The organism is Serratia proteamaculans (genome assembly GCF_949794035.1).
Classification (GTDB): domain Bacteria; phylum Pseudomonadota; class Gammaproteobacteria; order Enterobacterales; family Enterobacteriaceae; genus Serratia; species Serratia proteamaculans.
This window is the reverse complement of sequence record NZ_OX461105.1, coordinates 5,215,966-5,232,436: the sequence shown is the minus strand read 5'-3', so window position 1 is coordinate 5,232,436 and position 16,471 is coordinate 5,215,966. Positions and strand designations below refer to the sequence as shown.

At 54.1% G+C, this 16,471-nt stretch carries 9 protein-coding genes, 4 tRNA genes and 3 rRNA genes; 14 read left to right on the top strand and 2 right to left on the bottom strand.

What is annotated here, in order from left to right; genetic code table 11:
• The first annotated feature begins 53 nt into the window (after positions 1 to 53).
• From btuB to yjfF, 13 genes are all read left to right on the top strand, one after another.
• Positions 54 to 1,925, top strand: a complete 1,872-nt coding sequence (btuB, locus tag QOT07_RS24330; protein WP_099063861.1) for a TonB-dependent vitamin B12 receptor BtuB — start codon at positions 54 to 56, stop codon at positions 1,923 to 1,925.
• Positions 1,870 to 2,733 carry a glutamate racemase gene (gene murI, locus QOT07_RS24325; protein WP_099063860.1) on the top strand — a complete coding sequence of 288 codons (864 nt, stop codon included), beginning with the start codon at positions 1,870 to 1,872 and terminating at the stop codon, positions 2,731 to 2,733. The genes btuB and murI overlap by 56 nt, the downstream gene beginning before the upstream one ends.
• 442 nt (positions 2,734 to 3,175) lie before the next feature.
• Positions 3,176 to 4,718, top strand: a 16S ribosomal RNA gene (locus QOT07_RS24320).
• A 102-nt stretch (positions 4,719 to 4,820) separates the two neighbouring features.
• A tRNA-Ile gene (locus QOT07_RS24315) sits at positions 4,821 to 4,897 on the top strand.
• A 125-nt stretch (positions 4,898 to 5,022) separates the two neighbouring features.
• Positions 5,023 to 5,098, top strand: a tRNA-Ala gene (locus tag QOT07_RS24310).
• Positions 5,099 to 5,292: 194 nt separating this feature from the next.
• Positions 5,293 to 8,202 (top strand): 23S ribosomal RNA (locus tag QOT07_RS24305).
• A gap of 99 nt (positions 8,203 to 8,301) precedes the next feature.
• A 5S ribosomal RNA gene (gene rrf, locus QOT07_RS24300) occupies positions 8,302 to 8,417 on the top strand.
• Together the 16S, 23S and 5S rRNA genes with 4 tRNA genes alongside form the textbook arrangement of a ribosomal RNA operon.
• A gap of 94 nt (positions 8,418 to 8,511) precedes the next feature.
• Positions 8,512 to 8,588: transfer RNA gene (locus QOT07_RS24295), tRNA-Asp, on the top strand.
• 53 nt (positions 8,589 to 8,641) lie between these two features.
• Positions 8,642 to 8,717 (top strand) — tRNA-Trp (locus tag QOT07_RS24290).
• A gap of 318 nt (positions 8,718 to 9,035) precedes the next feature.
• Positions 9,036 to 9,992: a galactofuranose ABC transporter, galactofuranose-binding protein YtfQ gene (gene ytfQ, locus QOT07_RS24285; protein WP_261427806.1), complete on the top strand. Its 957-nt coding sequence runs from the start codon at positions 9,036 to 9,038 to the stop codon at positions 9,990 to 9,992.
• Positions 9,993 to 10,015: 23 nt separating this feature from the next.
• Positions 10,016 to 11,530 carry a galactofuranose ABC transporter, ATP-binding protein YtfR gene (ytfR, locus tag QOT07_RS24280; protein ID WP_112349210.1) on the top strand — a complete coding sequence of 505 codons (1,515 nt, stop codon included), beginning with the start codon at positions 10,016 to 10,018 and terminating at the stop codon, positions 11,528 to 11,530.
• 17 nt (positions 11,531 to 11,547) lie between these two features.
• Positions 11,548 to 12,549, top strand: coding sequence for a galactofuranose ABC transporter, ATP-binding protein YtfT (ytfT, locus tag QOT07_RS24275; protein WP_198404506.1), 1,002 nt, complete (start codon positions 11,548 to 11,550; stop codon positions 12,547 to 12,549).
• Positions 12,546 to 13,538, top strand: coding sequence for a galactofuranose ABC transporter, permease protein YjfF (gene yjfF, locus QOT07_RS24270; protein ID WP_207980116.1), 993 nt, complete (start codon positions 12,546 to 12,548; stop codon positions 13,536 to 13,538). Before ytfT ends, yjfF begins: the two co-directional genes overlap by 4 nt.
• 4 nt (positions 13,539 to 13,542) lie before the next feature.
• On the opposite strand, the gene hdfR is transcribed toward yjfF, so the two are convergent.
• Entirely contained in the window at positions 13,543 to 14,370 is an 828-nt protein-coding gene (gene hdfR, locus QOT07_RS24265; RefSeq protein WP_099065463.1) for an HTH-type transcriptional regulator HdfR, read from the bottom strand.
• A 119-nt stretch (positions 14,371 to 14,489) separates the two neighbouring features.
• Between hdfR and QOT07_RS24260 the strand changes: the two genes are divergently transcribed.
• Positions 14,490 to 14,828 (top strand): MaoP family protein, encoded by a 339-nt coding sequence (locus QOT07_RS24260; RefSeq protein ID WP_085119975.1) that lies wholly within the window; start codon positions 14,490 to 14,492, stop codon positions 14,826 to 14,828.
• 27 nt (positions 14,829 to 14,855) lie between these two features.
• On the opposite strand, the gene QOT07_RS24255 is transcribed toward QOT07_RS24260, so the two are convergent.
• Positions 14,856 to 16,379 (bottom strand): YifB family Mg chelatase-like AAA ATPase, encoded by a 1,524-nt coding sequence (locus QOT07_RS24255; RefSeq protein ID WP_207980117.1) that lies wholly within the window; start codon positions 16,377 to 16,379, stop codon positions 14,856 to 14,858.
• Between the last annotated feature and the right edge of the window lie 92 nt (positions 16,380 to 16,471).

The following is a 16,471-nucleotide window of genomic DNA, read 5'->3' as shown; positions in this document are numbered from 1 at the left end:
AAATACCGGCCATGATCCTGCGGCATCCACCAATTAAGTTTGGATGCTTTTTCATGACAATTACAAAAAATACACTGCTGGCGGTGGTTTCTTCCATCACGGCTTTTTCTGGATGGGCGCAAGACAACACCACAGCCAATAACAGCGATGATCTGGTGGTTTCCGCCAACCGCTTTCCACAGCCGGTTTCTTCCGTACTGGCACCCACCTCTGTCGTCACCCGCAATGATATCGACCGCTGGCAGGCAAAAAGCCTGACCGACGTGATGCGCCGCCTGCCGGGGGTAGATGTCGGGCAGAATGGTGGCCTGGGACAAAAAAGCTCGCTGTTTATCCGCGGTACCAACTCCAGCCATGTCCTGGTGCTGATCGACGGTATTCGCCTTAACCAGGCCGGCATCAGTGGTTCTTCTGACCTTAGCCAGATCCCGATTTCGCTGGTGCAGAAAGTCGAATATATTCGCGGACCGCGTTCGGCTGTCTATGGTTCCGATGCCATCGGTGGCGTGGTGAACATTATTACCACCCGTGAAAAGAACGGCACTACGCTTTCTGCCGGTGTGGGTTCAAACGGCTATCAGGCCTATGACGCTTCCACTCAGCAACAGTTGGGCGACAGCACGGTGGCGACGCTCGCCGGTAACTATACCTATACCAAAGGCTATGATGTAGTGGCTTACGGCAGTACCGGTATGCAGAGCCAGCAGGATCGCGATGGCTACATGAGTAAAGCGCTGTACGGCGCCGTTGACCATCAGTTCAATGAGGCCATTAGCGGCTTTGTGCGTGGTTATGGTTATGACAACCGTACGGCTTACGATGCTTATTATTCCTCCCCGACCAGCCCACTGGTAGATACTCGCAAGCTGTACAGCCAGACCTGGGATACCGGCCTGCGTTATAAAGAAGGTATCTACGCGACACAACTGATTGGTAGCTATAGCCATAGCAAGGATTATGATTACGATCCTCGACTGGGTATGCATGACAGTTCGGCAAGTTTGGTGGATTCAGAGCAATACAACCTGCAGTGGGGGAATACCCTGCAGTTGGGCCAGGGGACGGTCAGCTCAGGGGTTGATTGGCAACACCAGGAGATCAAGCCGAACTCCACTACGGTCAACGGTGAGAAAAGTCAGCGTAACGCCGGTATCTATCTGACCGCACAGCAGTTGGTTGGCCCGGTAACCCTGGAAGGGGCGGTGCGTGGTGACGATCATTCTGAATTCGGCTGGCATGGCACCTGGCAAACCAGCGCGGGCTGGGAGTTTGTCGAAGGGTACCGCTTTATTGCTTCCTATGGCACGGCGTTTAAAGCCCCAAATATGGGCCAGCTGTATGGCAACTTTGGTAATAATACCGATTTGAAGCCGGAAGAAAGTAAACAGTGGGAAGGCGGTTTTGAAGGTTTGACAGGTCCAGTGACCTGGCGCGTTTCCGGCTACCGTAATGATATTGATAACCTGATTGATTCCACTGGGGAGACCAATTACGTTTATTACAATATCGGCAAGGCTACTATTAAAGGTATAGAAGCCACGGCCTCGTTTGATACCGGGCCATTAACCCACCACATCGGCTACGACTATGTCGACCCACGCAATGCCAAAACCAACGAAGTGCTGCTGCGTCGCGCCAAACAGCAAGTGAAGTATGAGCTGGACTGGCAGGTCTATGATTTTGACTGGGCGGTCACCTATCAATACCTGGGGGAGCGCTATGACAAAGACTACAGCACCTACCCCGAGCAAAGCGTCAAACTCGGCGGCGTCAGCCTGTGGGATCTCGCAGTTTCGTATCCGGTCACATCTCATCTGACAGTTCGTGGTAGAATCGCCAACCTGTTTGATAAAGATTATGAGACGGCTTATGGCTACGCTACTCCAGGAAGAGAATACTACCTCACTGGAAGCTATACCTTCTAACACCACCGCGAAGGCCCGTCCGACGGTACTGGTATTTGACTCCGGCGTCGGCGGGTTATCGGTGTATCAAGAGGTTCGGCAACTGCTGCCGGACCTCCACTATATATACGCCTTCGATAATGTGGCGTTTCCCTACGGTGAGAAATCCGAAGAGTTTATTGTTGAGCGCGTGCTGGAGATTGTCAGCGCGGTGCAACAGCGCCATCCTCTGGCGATAGTCATCATCGCTTGTAACACTGCCAGTACCGTATCCCTGCCGGCTTTGCGCGAACGCTTTACCTTCCCGGTCGTCGGCGTGGTGCCTGCCATCAAACCTGCTGCCCGTCTGACCGCCAATGGCGTCGTCGGCCTGTTGGCTACCCGTGGTACCGTACAGCGCACCTATACCCATGAGTTGATTGCCCGCTTCGCTACCGATTGCAAGATCGAACTATTGGGGTCTTCAGAGCTGGTGGAACTGGCAGAAGCCAAGTTGCACGGTGACGTCGTACCGTTGGCGACGCTGAAGAAAATCCTGCAGCCATGGCTGAGCATGCGCGAACCGCCGGATACTGTCGTACTCGGTTGCACCCACTTCCCTCTATTAGCAGAAGAGTTAATGCAGGTGTTGCCTGAGGGAACCCGGCTGATCGATTCCGGCGCGGCGATTGCCCGTCGTACCGCCTGGCTGATTTCAACGCAGGAAAATCTGGTGTCGACTCAGGAAGACAATTTGGCGTATTGCATGGCGTTAAATGAAGACACTGATGCTTTATTGCCCGTTCTGCAGGGATATGGCTTTAAATCGTTGAAAAAACTGCCTGTTTAAGGCTGTTTTGGTTAAACATTCAACGGTCGGAAAAAATATTGAAATTAGGGGTTGCGGCGTTCTGAGAACTCCCTATAATGCGCCTCCACTGACCGGGAACAACGACTCCTCTAACGAGAACCAGTCGCCCAGCCAGGAAGAAGCAAGCCGGTGAAAACACCGTTTCTTAATAAGAAAAAAGCTTGACTCTTCAGCGGGAAAGCGTAATATGCACCTCCCGCGTTACCGAGAGTTATCTCAGTAACGAACGCTCTTTAACAATTTATCAGACAATCTGTGTGGGCACTCCACAAGACGATATCCAGAACCTTCGGGTTCGAAAAAATATCAAGTCTTGAAGAGTGACCAAGCAATACGTTGTTTCGTTGGCTTGTCCAACAGAACGACTATTACGAAAGTTATTTTCGAGCATCGCTTCACGAGTTGAAGCAAATCAAGCTTTTAATTGAAGAGTTTGATCATGGCTCAGATTGAACGCTGGCGGCAGGCCTAACACATGCAAGTCGAGCGGTAGCACAGGAGAGCTTGCTCTCTGGGTGACGAGCGGCGGACGGGTGAGTAATGTCTGGGAAACTGCCTGATGGAGGGGGATAACTACTGGAAACGGTAGCTAATACCGCATAACGTCTTCGGACCAAAGTGGGGGACCTTCGGGCCTCACGCCATCAGATGTGCCCAGATGGGATTAGCTAGTAGGTGGGGTAATGGCTCACCTAGGCGACGATCCCTAGCTGGTCTGAGAGGATGACCAGCCACACTGGAACTGAGACACGGTCCAGACTCCTACGGGAGGCAGCAGTGGGGAATATTGCACAATGGGCGCAAGCCTGATGCAGCCATGCCGCGTGTGTGAAGAAGGCCTTCGGGTTGTAAAGCACTTTCAGCGAGGAGGAAGGGTAGTGTGTTAATAGCACATTGCATTGACGTTACTCGCAGAAGAAGCACCGGCTAACTCCGTGCCAGCAGCCGCGGTAATACGGAGGGTGCAAGCGTTAATCGGAATTACTGGGCGTAAAGCGCACGCAGGCGGTTTGTTAAGTCAGATGTGAAATCCCCGCGCTTAACGTGGGAACTGCATTTGAAACTGGCAAGCTAGAGTCTTGTAGAGGGGGGTAGAATTCCAGGTGTAGCGGTGAAATGCGTAGAGATCTGGAGGAATACCGGTGGCGAAGGCGGCCCCCTGGACAAAGACTGACGCTCAGGTGCGAAAGCGTGGGGAGCAAACAGGATTAGATACCCTGGTAGTCCACGCTGTAAACGATGTCGACTTGGAGGTTGTGCCCTTGAGGCGTGGCTTCCGGAGCTAACGCGTTAAGTCGACCGCCTGGGGAGTACGGCCGCAAGGTTAAAACTCAAATGAATTGACGGGGGCCCGCACAAGCGGTGGAGCATGTGGTTTAATTCGATGCAACGCGAAGAACCTTACCTACTCTTGACATCCACAGAATTCGGCAGAGATGCCTTAGTGCCTTCGGGAACTGTGAGACAGGTGCTGCATGGCTGTCGTCAGCTCGTGTTGTGAAATGTTGGGTTAAGTCCCGCAACGAGCGCAACCCTTATCCTTTGTTGCCAGCACGTCATGGTGGGAACTCAAAGGAGACTGCCGGTGATAAACCGGAGGAAGGTGGGGATGACGTCAAGTCATCATGGCCCTTACGAGTAGGGCTACACACGTGCTACAATGGCGTATACAAAGAGAAGCGAACTCGCGAGAGCCAGCGGACCTCATAAAGTACGTCGTAGTCCGGATCGGAGTCTGCAACTCGACTCCGTGAAGTCGGAATCGCTAGTAATCGTAGATCAGAATGCTACGGTGAATACGTTCCCGGGCCTTGTACACACCGCCCGTCACACCATGGGAGTGGGTTGCAAAAGAAGTAGGTAGCTTAACCTTCGGGAGGGCGTTTACCACTTTGTGATTCATGACTGGGGTGAAGTCGTAACAAGGTAACCGTAGGGGAACCTGCGGTTGGATCACCTCCTTACCTAATGATATTGATTGCGTGTAGTGCTCACACAGATTGTCTGATGAAATGAAAGAGAGCATAAGGTTTAATCTTCCCGGTTAAGCCTTAAAGCACCTTGTCGGGTCTGTAGCTCAGGTGGTTAGAGCGCACCCCTGATAAGGGTGAGGTCGGTGGTTCAAGTCCACTCAGACCCACCAATTCCCTCCTATCCTGCGTTGTCGCCCTGGTTGTTTACGTGAGTAAACGTCGCAGGACTTCGCTTTGACTAGAAGCGAATTGGCGAAGGTAGTAGACAGGGTGTAGAAAAATGCTTTTCTGATATGGGGCTATAGCTCAGCTGGGAGAGCGCCTGCCTTGCACGCAGGAGGTCAGCGGTTCGATCCCGCTTAGCTCCACCATATCAAAAAAATCTTAAAACTGATTCGCAAGAATCACGTTTAAGATTTTGCTCTTTAACAATCTGGAACAAGCTGAAAATTGAAACATGACAGCTGAAACTTACTCCTCCGTAGATGTATTGGAGTAAGGATTAACCTGTCATAGAGTCTCTCAAATGTAGCAGCACGAAGGTGGAAACACTTTTGGGTTGTGAGGTTAAGTGACTAAGCGTACACGGTGGATGCCTAGGCAGTCAGAGGCGATGAAGGGCGTGTTAATCTGCGATAAGCGTCGGTAAGGTGATATAAACCGTTATAACCGGCGATACCCGAATGGGGAAACCCAGTGCAATTCGTTGCACTATCATACGATGAATACATAGTCGTATGAGGCGAACCGGGGGAACTGAAACATCTAAGTACCCCGAGGAAAAGAAATCAACCGAGATTCCCCCAGTAGCGGCGAGCGAACGGGGAGGAGCCCAGAACCTGAATCAGTTCTTGTGTTAGTGGAAGCGTCTGGAAAGTCGCACAGTAAAGGGTGATAGTCCCGTACACTAAAATGCATTAATTGTGAGTTCGATGAGTAGGGCGGGACACGTGACATCCTGTCTGAATATGGGGGGACCATCCTCCAAGGCTAAATACTCCTGACTGACCGATAGTGAACCAGTACCGTGAGGGAAAGGCGAAAAGAACCCCGGCGAGGGGAGTGAAATAGAACCTGAAACCGTGTACGTACAAGCAGTGGGAGCCTACTTTGTTGGGTGACTGCGTACCTTTTGTATAATGGGTCAGCGACTTATATTTTGTAGCAAGGTTAACCGTATAGGGGAGCCGTAGGGAAACCGAGTCTTAACTGGGCGAATAGTTGCAAGGTATAGACCCGAAACCCGGTGATCTAGCCATGGGCAGGTTGAAGGTTGGGTAACACTAACTGGAGGACCGAACCGACTAATGTTGAAAAATTAGCGGATGACTTGTGGCTGGGGGTGAAAGGCCAATCAAACCGGGAGATAGCTGGTTCTCCCCGAAAGCTATTTAGGTAGCGCCTCGTGAACTCATCTTCGGGGGTAGAGCACTGTTTCGGCTAGGGGGCCATCCCGGCTTACCAAACCGATGCAAACTCCGAATACCGAAGAATGTTATCACGGGAGACACACGGCGGGTGCTAACGTCCGTCGTGAAGAGGGAAACAACCCAGACCGCCAGCTAAGGTCCCAAAGTCATGGTTAAGTGGGAAACGATGTGGGAAGGCATAGACAGCCAGGATGTTGGCTTAGAAGCAGCCATCATTTAAAGAAAGCGTAATAGCTCACTGGTCGAGTCGGCCTGCGCGGAAGATGTAACGGGGCTAAACCATGCACCGAAGCTGCGGCAGCGACGCTTAGGCGTTGTTGGGTAGGGGAGCGTTCTGTAAGCCGTTGAAGGTGGCCTGTGAGGGTTGCTGGAGGTATCAGAAGTGCGAATGCTGACATAAGTAACGATAAAGCGGGTGAAAAACCCGCTCGCCGGAAGACCAAGGGTTCCTGTCCAACGTTAATCGGGGCAGGGTGAGTCGACCCCTAAGGCGAGGCCGAAAGGCGTAGTCGATGGGAAACAGGTTAATATTCCTGTACTCGGTGTTACTGCGAAGGGGGGACGGAGAAGGCTAGGCTAGCCGGGCGACGGTTGTCCCGGTTTAAGCGTGTAGGGGGAGTGACTTGGTAAATCCGGTTACTTATCTAACCCTGAGGCGTGATGACGATGCACTACGGTGCAGAAGTAGTTGATGCCAAGCTTCCAGGAAAAGCCTCTAAGCATCAGGTAACATCAAATCGTACCCCAAACCGACACAGGTGGTCAGGTAGAGAATACCAAGGCGCTTGAGAGAACTCGGGTGAAGGAACTAGGCAAAATGGTGCCGTAACTTCGGGAGAAGGCACGCTGGCGCGTAGGTGAAGAGACTTGCTCTCGGAGCTGAAGCCAGTCGCAGATACCAGCTGGCTGCAACTGTTTAATAAAAACACAGCACTGTGCAAACACGAAAGTGGACGTATACGGTGTGACGCCTGCCCGGTGCTGGAAGGTTAATTGATGGGGTCAGCCGCAAGGCGAAGCTCTTGATCGAAGCCCCAGTAAACGGCGGCCGTAACTATAACGGTCCTAAGGTAGCGAAATTCCTTGTCGGGTAAGTTCCGACCTGCACGAATGGCGTAATGATGGCCAGGCTGTCTCCACCCGAGACTCAGTGAAATTGAACTCGCTGTGAAGATGCAGTGTACCCGCGGCAAGACGGAAAGACCCCGTGAACCTTTACTATAGCTTGACACTGAACATTGAGCCTTGATGTGTAGGATAGGTGGGAGGCTTTGAAGCGTGGACGCCAGTCTGCGTGGAGCCAACCTTGAAATACCACCCTTTAATGTTTGATGTTCTAACTCGGCCCCATAATCTGGGGTGAGGACAGTGTCTGGTGGGTAGTTTGACTGGGGCGGTCTCCTCCCAAAGAGTAACGGAGGAGCACGAAGGTTAGCTAATCACGGTCGGACATCGTGAGGTTAGTGCAAAGGCATAAGCTAGCTTGACTGCGAGAGTGACGGCTCGAGCAGGTACGAAAGTAGGTCTTAGTGATCCGGTGGTTCTGAATGGAAGGGCCATCGCTCAACGGATAAAAGGTACTCCGGGGATAACAGGCTGATACCGCCCAAGAGTTCATATCGACGGCGGTGTTTGGCACCTCGATGTCGGCTCATCACATCCTGGGGCTGAAGTAGGTCCCAAGGGTATGGCTGTTCGCCATTTAAAGTGGTACGCGAGCTGGGTTTAGAACGTCGTGAGACAGTTCGGTCCCTATCTGCCGTGGGCGTTGGAAGATTGAGAGGGGTTGCTCCTAGTACGAGAGGACCGGAGTGAACGCACCACTGGTGTTCGGGTTGTCATGCCAATGGCATTGCCCGGTAGCTAAGTGCGGAAAAGATAAGCGCTGAAAGCATCTAAGCGCGAAACTTGCCTCGAGATGAGTCTTCCCTGGGGACTTGATCCCCCTGAAGGAACGTTTAAGACTAAGACGTTGATAGGCTGGGTGTGTAAGTGCAGCGATGCATTGAGCTAACCAGTACTAATGATCCGTGAGACTTAACCTTACAACACCAAAAGTGTTTTAGAGAGACAGATTTTCAGCGAATGTTCCGAGATTGGTTCTGATGGCTACGTGAGTGGCGGTTGGAATGAAACAGAATTTGCCTGGCGGCAATAGCGCGGTGGTCCCACCTGATCCCATGCCGAACTCAGAAGTGAAACGCCGTAGCGCCGATGGTAGTGTGGGGTCTCCCCATGCGAGAGTAGGACACTGCCAGGCATCAATTAAACGTTATCGGTTTGACACCCGGTAATGAGCAAGATCGCCATGAGCGGTTTTGCCACATCGAAAGATGTAACGTGAAAGAACCGGTGGAGCGGTAGTTCAGTTGGTTAGAATACCTGCCTGTCACGCAGGGGGTCGCGGGTTCGAGCCCCGTCCGTTCCGCCACTTATTTAAATTATGCCTGCTAATTTTAGCAGGCATAATGTTAAGCATGATTTAGGGGCGTAGCTCAGTTGGTAGAGCACCGGTCTCCAAAACCGGGTGTCGCGAGTTCGAGTCTCTCCGCCCCTGCCATATTAGAAACCCTTTGCGAAAGCGAAGGGTTTTTTTTGCTTTCTACTTTTCCTAAATCCTCGCTATTCCCCTGATAAATTGCCTAAAAACCCTACCAAACCTGTTCCCAATTTAGACATTTTTAGCTGGATCCATGTACAAAATGGTTGTTCTCCCGTGATGTGATGCCGCTCATTATTCCTGCCTGATTTTCGACTACACCTAATGGGTGTCCGAGTCTTTGGATACCTAGTTCACCAGAAAAATATGCAGCATACACAACAACAGTTACCGCTGTCTGAGGCCACCAGGAGCCAGGGCAGTGCGGGGAGAACAAACATGGTTAAACGTCTGCTGTTAGCGGCCGCCATCACTGGCGCATTGATAAGTACGGTACAGGCGGCACCGTTGGTCGTCGGTTTTTCTCAGATTGGTTCCGAATCGGGCTGGCGCTCTGCGGAAACCAAGGTATCGAAACAGGAAGCGGAAAAGCGTGGTATTACGTTAAAAATCGCCGATGCGCAGCAAAAACAGGAAAACCAGATCAAAGCGGTCCGATCCTTCATCGCCCAGGGTGTTGATGCCATTTTCATTGCACCGGTAGTCGCCACCGGGTGGACTCCGGTACTGCAAGAGGCCAAAGAGGCCAAGATCCCGGTATTCCTGCTCGACCGGATGATCGAAGTGAACGATCCCTCGCTGTATACCGCAGCGGTGGCGTCCGACAGCGTGCATGAAGGCAAGGTTGCAGGCGAGTGGCTGGTTAAAGAGGTCGCCGGCAAGCCCTGTAACGTGGTGGAACTGCAGGGGACCGTGGGCTCCAGCGTCGCCATCAACCGCAAGAAAGGCTTTGCCGACGGCATAGCCACCGCTGCCAACGTTAAAATCATCCGCTCGCAATCCGGCGACTTTACCCGCAGCAAGGGCAAAGAAGTGATGGAAAGCTTTATCAAGGCTGAGCAAAACGGCAAAAATATTTGTGCGGTGTATGCGCATAACGACGACATGGCGATCGGGGCTATTCAGGCAATCAAAGAGGCGGGCTTAAAACCGGGCTCACAGATCAAAATCGTCTCTATCGACGGTGTCCCTGACATATTCAAAGCGATGGTGAATGGTGAAGCCAACGCCACGGTCGAGCTGACGCCGAATATGGCCGGCCCGGCGTTTGATGCGTTGCTGGCGATGAAAAAAGATGGCACTCAGCCGCCGAAGTTTATCCAGACCGAATCGAAACTGCTGCAGCCGGATACCGCGAAACAGGAATTTGAGCTGAAGAAAAGCATGGGCTATTAATCCACTCACCGGCGGGACAGAAGATGGTCACATCTCAAACCACGTTATTGGCGATTAAGGGATTATCCGTTGAGTTTCCTGGCGTTAAAGCGCTGGAGCAGGTTGATGTCACGTTACAGCGCGGAGAGATTATGGCGCTGCTGGGTGAAAATGGCGCGGGGAAATCTACGCTAATCAAAGCGCTAACCGGGGTTTATCAGCGTTCCGCCGGTGAGATATTGCTGGAGGGTACCGCCATTGCCCCACAGAGTACTGCACAGGCGCAGCTGCTGGGGATTGGTACGGTTTATCAGGAAGTTAACTTGCTGCCGAACATCTCGGTGGCGGCTAATTTGTTCATTGGCCGTGAGCCAACGCGCTTCGGCCTGGTCGATCAAAAAAAGCTGCTGCACCAGGCCCGGCAGCTTTTGCTGGGGTATGGATTACAGTTGGATGTCAGTCAGCCATTGGGCAATTACTCCATTGCGATCCAGCAGATTATCGCTATCGCGCGGGCGGTCGACTTGTCGGCCAAAGTTCTGATCCTGGATGAGCCAACTGCCAGTCTGGATGCCAAAGAAGTCAGCATGTTACTGGGTATTCTCGGCCAGCTCCGCAGCCAGGGCATGGGGATGATCTTTGTCACCCACTTCCTCGATCAGGTTTACCGTATTTGCGATCGCATCACTGTACTGCGCAACGGTAAGTTAGTGGGGACCCGAATTACCGCTGATTTACCGCGTCTGGAATTGGTACAGATGATGCTTGGCCACGCGTTTGACGAGTCGCTGCTTAAACGAGGTGAGCACGCGCCAACGGATGCGCCATCCCTGGTCGAATTCAGGGGTTATGGACGACGCGGCATGGTTGAACCCTTTGATCTGCAAATCCGTCCGGGCGAGATTGTAGGCTTGGCCGGTCTGCTGGGCTCTGGCCGCACGGAAACGGCTCAGCTGATATTCGGCATCAAACCGCGTGATAGCGGCAGTGCGAAAGTTGAGGGTCGTACGGTGAACATCCGCACGCCCCGTAAAGCTGCCAGCCTCGGTTTTGGTTATTGCCCGGAGGACCGAAAAACCGACGGGATTGTCGGTGCTGCGACGGTAAGGGAAAACATCATTCTGGCCCTGCAGGCGCAACGCGGTTGGTTAAAACCGTTATCACTGCGGGAACAAACCCGTATTGCCGAGGATTATATCCAACTGTTGGGCATTCGCACGCCGGGGCCGGAGCAGCAGATCCAATATCTGTCCGGCGGAAATCAGCAGAAGGTGTTGCTGTCTCGCTGGCTGGCAACCAAACCGCGCTTTTTGATCCTGGACGAACCAACGCGCGGCATTGACGTTGGCGCGCATGCTGAAATCATCCGCTTGATCGAAAAACTCTGTGATGAAGGGCTGGCGCTGCTGGTGATTTCTTCCGAACTGGAAGAGCTGGCGGGCTATGCCGATCGTATCCTGGTGCTACGCGACAGAAAACATGTGGCGCAGCTTGAGCATGACGCCATTACGGTACCTGCGATCATGCAGGCGATAGCCGCGCAACAGGGGGCCGAATGAACCTCAGGAGTTTCTCCATGACCGGTGGACCACGTAAAGTCAGATGGGTCTTCCCCGCAGGGGCGACACAACTGGGGGCGCTGGCGGTGATTTTGTTAATCGACAGCCTGGTCGCCCCGAATTTCTTTTCCATCCACATTCAGGATGGTCGACTGTTTGGCAGTGTGATCGACATTGTTAACCGTGGCGCGCCGGTAGCGTTATTGGCATTAGGCATGACGTTAGTGATCGCCACCGGTGGTATCGACCTTTCGGTGGGGGCCGTGATGGCTATTGCCGGTGCCACGGCCGCAACGCTGACCAGCGCCGGTTATCCGCTTGGTTACGTGCTGGCGGCTGCCTTGGCGGCGGGTGCGCTGTGTGGCCTGTGGAACGGCTTTCTGGTGGCAGTACTGCAGATACAACCGATTGTCGCCACGCTGATGCTGATGGTGGCCGGTCGCGGTATTGCGCAACTGATCACCGAAGGACAAATCGTCACCTTTGAACGAGAAGGGTTGGCTCGGCTTGGCAGCGGTGCGCTGATGTATCTACCGATGCCGGCGATCATTGCCGCAGTGATGCTGCTGTTGATCTGGCTGCTGACGCGTAAAACGGCGCTGGGGCTGTTTATCGAAGCCGTGGGCATCAATCTGCGCTCGGCACGCAACGCGGGGGTCAGTACGCGCTGGGTGGTGATGGCGGTATATGTCATCTGCGGACTCTGTGCTGCGGTGGCCGGGATTATCGTCACGGCGGACATCCGCGGTGCAGACGCCAACAATGCGGGGCTGTGGCTGGAGCTGGATGCGATCCTGGCGGTGGTGATTGGTGGCGGCTCATTGCTGGGCGGGCGTTTTAACCTGCTGTTGTCGGTGGTGGGGGCGTTAATCATTCAGGGGATGAATACCGGTATTCTGCTGTCCGGCTATCGGCCGGAATTTAATCTGGTGCTGAAGGCGATCGTGGTGCTGGCGGTGCTGATGGTGCAATCACCCAGCGTCTCGTTGCGCCAACTGCTTAGGAGAAGAAAGCCATGATCAAACGTAATCTTCCACTGTTGATTACTGTCCTGGTGTTCCTTTTGGGCTATGGTTTTTGCCTCACTCAGTTCCCCAGTTTTGCTTCAACGCGGGTATGGTGTGACTTGCTGACCGACAACGCCTTTCTTGGCATCGTTGCGGTAGGCATGACGTTTGTGATCCTTTCCGGCGGTATCGATCTGTCGGTCGGCTCGGTGATCGCCTTCACCGGGGTGCTATTGGCCAAATTGATCGGAACCTACGGTATTGCACCGGGCTATGCGTTTGTTATTGCGCTGCTGATGGGCGCTTCGTTCGGCGCATTGATGGGTTGGATTATTGATGTGCTGAAACTTCCGGCGTTTATCATCACTCTGGCTGGAATGTTCTTCGTGCGGGGCATGAGTTTTATCGTCTCGGAAGAGTCGATTCCCATTGATCATCCGCTGTATGCCACGCTGGCGAACTATGCCTGGAAACTGCCGGGCGGTGGCCGCTTTACGTTGTTGGCGTTGGTGATGCTAATGGTGGTGGCGGTCGGCATAGTGTTAGCGCACCGCACCCGCTTTGGCCACAACGTCTATGCCATTGGCGGCAACCGGGTGTCTGCGGCACTGATGGGCGTGCCTGTGCAGCGTACGACGGTGCTGATTTATATGCTCTCAGGCACATTGGCAGCCTTGTCCGGGATTATTTTCTCGTTGTATACCTCGGCAGGCTACGCGCTGGCCGCCAGCGGCGTGGAGCTGGATGCCATTGCCGCGGTAGTGATTGGTGGCACCTTGTTGACCGGCGGGGTCGGTACCGTGCTGGGTACGCTGTTTGGCGTGCTGATCCAGGGGCTGATTCAGAGTTACATCACTTTCGACGGCACGCTCAGCTCCTGGTGGACCAAAATCGTTATCGGCATCCTGCTGTTCTGCTTTATCGGCCTTCAGAAGGCGATGAGCGCGTTTTGGCTTGGCAGACGAACCAAACCCCGCCATCCTCGTCTGAAGCCGTTATAGCGCCTCATGCTGTGGTATTTAAAGGTATTTTCAACAGTTGGCGGATCAACGGCTGTTGGTCGCTATTTTGCAGCCAAACGGCGTACAGCGGGCGGATAATCGGCGGGATATCGGCGGTGGCGGCCAACTGCGGATAGTCCTTCTCCCATTGGCTGGGCAGGAAGGCACAGCCGCCGGTGGTTTCCAGCAGTTGTCGGGTCAGGTGTGCGGAGGTGGTGGTCAGCACCGGCAGGGTATCCCCTTCCAGCATACGGCTTTCCTGTTGGTGGAAATCCGCCCCCCATTCCAGCTTGATATAGGGCATCGGCGCCTGTTTATCACGCAGGGTGGAGGAGAACAGCCGCAGCGAAAAATTGCCCAATAGCTGGCTGGCCAGTTCATCCATCTTGGGTGGCTCGGTGGTAATGAGCAAATCGAGCTGCCTTTCATGCAGCTGTTTTACCAAAGAGTGCCGTAATGCCACCCTGGCTTCCAGTTGTAACGCCTCACGTTGTTGATACAGCGATTGCAGCCACGGGGTCAGATAAGCTTCCCACAGCGACGCGGTGGCGCCGATGGACAATTCGGTATGCTGCAGCGAACGCACCACCTCTTTTTTTGCCAATTGCCAGGTCATCATCAGGCTCTCAGCATAAGGCAGAAGCCGCTCCCCAGCTGGCGTCAGCCGGATATTGTTACGATGACGAGTGAATAAATTCGCGCCCAATTGGGTTTCTAACTGGCGGATACGAAAACTGACGGCAGACTGCGTTAAGTACAAGGATTCTGCAGCTCGGCCAAAGTGACGCGTTCTACTGACCTCCAAAAAGGTTTTCAGTAATTCGGTATCCACACCCATCTCCAGAAATTTTTATCGTTAAGATTTAAATGTTTTGTTTTACACAATGTCAAGCCTATCTAATACTCCGCGCCATAAACAGCACGGCCATGAGAGAATTAGGAGCGTGTCAGATGGCGGATAGCTTCACCACGACCAATCGTTTTTTTGATAATAAACATTATCCTCGCGGGTTCTCCCGTCACGGCGATTTCACCATTAAAGAAGCGCAATTACTAGAGCGTTTCGGGTATGCGTTCAACGAGCTGGACGCAGGCAAACGTCAGCCGGTCACTGAAGAAGAACAGTTGTTCGTCGCAGTGTGCCACGGTGAGCGTGAGCCGGTTACCGAGCAGGAAAAAGTATGGGCTAAATATCTGGTGCGCACACGCCGCCCGAAAAAATTCCATACCCTGTCCGGCGGCAAGCCGCAGGCTGATGCGGTGGAAGATTACACCGACAGCGACGACTGATATCGATGGGGCCTTTGGGCCCCATTTTTATTCCAGGCTGCGGTGCAGCTGCAGCAACAGGCGGTCCATACTGCGGTAGCCAAGCGCTTCGCTCAAATGGCGCTTATCAATCTCCCGATCCCCCGCCAAATCTGCCAGTGTGCGAGCCACTTTTAAAATCCGTTGCCAGGCGCGAACCGATAATCCCAATTTGTTTAACGTCGTCTCAAGAAAGTCCGCATCTGCCTCGCTCAGTGCGCAATCCCGTTCAACCTCGTGATTATTCAGCAGGGCATTGATCTTCCCGGCACGTTCGAGCTGCCTTTCACGTGCCAACAGCACCCGCTCCCGTACCTGTGCGCTACTTTCGCCGGCGATGCGTCGTTTGCTTAGCACGCCCGGTGGCAGCAGCGGCACCTCAATCGATAAATCGAAGCGATCGAGGAACGGCCCTGAAAGCCGTCCGAGATAGCGCAGCACCTGTTGTGGGGACGCGCGGTTGTGCATGCCCTGATAATGCCCGGTTGGGCTGGGGTTCATGGCCGCGATCAACTGTACTCTGGCCGGAAAGCAGACCTTGGCCGTGGCGCGTGAAATGACGATCTCGCCAGACTCCAGCGGTTCACGCAGGGCATCCAGCACCCGTCTTTCGAATTCAGGTAACTCATCAAGAAACAGCACGCCGTTGTGCGCCATGGAAATCTCACCCGGTCGCGGCAGTGAGCCGCCACCAACCAGCGCGGCCATCGAAGCACTGTGATGCGGTGCACGAAACGGCCGCTGTCGCCACGGCAGCGCTTGCGCGGGATGGTGCAGCAGGCTGGCGACGGCGATGCTCTCCAGCGCCTCACGGTCGGTCAGCGGGGGCAGCAGGCCATTCAAACGGCTGGCCAGCATGGTCTTCCCGGTCCCCGGTGGGCCGACCAGCAGCAGGTTGTGGCCCCCGGCGGCGGCGATCTCCAGCGCCCGTTTCGCCTGTTCCTGGCCCAGAATATCTTGCAGATCGGCAGGCTCCTGCGTCGTCTCCGTTGCCGGCGGTGCGCTGGCTGCCGGTAAGTCGCCCTTGCCTAACAGAAAGGCACACACCTCCAGCAGGTGTTCTGCCACAAGGGTTTCGCTCTGGGTAATCAACCCCACCTCCCGGCCATTAGCGGTAGCCAAAATCAACTGCCTGCCCGCATCCAGCGCCGCCAACGCGGCGGGTATCGCGCCACTGACTCCCCGTAGTGCACCGGATAACGCCAACTCTCCCAGGAACTCATAACGCGCCAGCTTATCAGCCGGCAACTGTTCGGAGGCCGCGAGGATCGCCAGAGCAATCGGCAGGTCGTAACGGCCGCCTTCCTTGGGTAAATCGGCGGGCGCCAGATTGACGGTGATGCGCCGGGCGGGAAAGGTGAAGCCGTTATTGATCAAGGCGCTGCGTACCCGATCGCGGGCTTCTTTCACCGTGGTTTCCGGCAGGCCGACCATGGTCAGGCCGGGTAGTCCGTTGCTGATATGCACTTCCACCGTAACCGACGGGGCCTGAACGCCCAGTGTGGCTCGGGTATAAATAACCGCCAGTGCCATGTTGCTCTCCTTGCTGAAGGCAACATGATGCGGGAGATGGGCCAGCGGAGTGCGGCAAGCTTGGGGTATTTGCGTGCTGAGTCGTAATTAAA

Coding starts and splice junctions, on each gene's coding strand:
- btuB (WP_099063861.1), top strand. CDS start 54: ATGACAATTACAAAAAATACACTGCTGGCGGTGGTTTCTTCCATCACG.
- murI (WP_099063860.1), top strand. CDS start 1,870: ATGGCTACGCTACTCCAGGAAGAGAATACTACCTCACTGGAAGCTATA.
- ytfQ (WP_261427806.1), top strand. CDS start 9,036: ATGGTTAAACGTCTGCTGTTAGCGGCCGCCATCACTGGCGCATTGATA.
- ytfR (WP_112349210.1), top strand. CDS start 10,016: ATGGTCACATCTCAAACCACGTTATTGGCGATTAAGGGATTATCCGTT.
- ytfT (WP_198404506.1), top strand. CDS start 11,548: ATGACCGGTGGACCACGTAAAGTCAGATGGGTCTTCCCCGCAGGGGCG.
- yjfF (WP_207980116.1), top strand. CDS start 12,546: ATGATCAAACGTAATCTTCCACTGTTGATTACTGTCCTGGTGTTCCTT.
- QOT07_RS24260 (WP_085119975.1), top strand. CDS start 14,490: ATGGCGGATAGCTTCACCACGACCAATCGTTTTTTTGATAATAAACAT.
- QOT07_RS24255 (WP_207980117.1), bottom strand. CDS start 16,379: ATGGCACTGGCGGTTATTTATACCCGAGCCACACTGGGCGTTCAGGCC.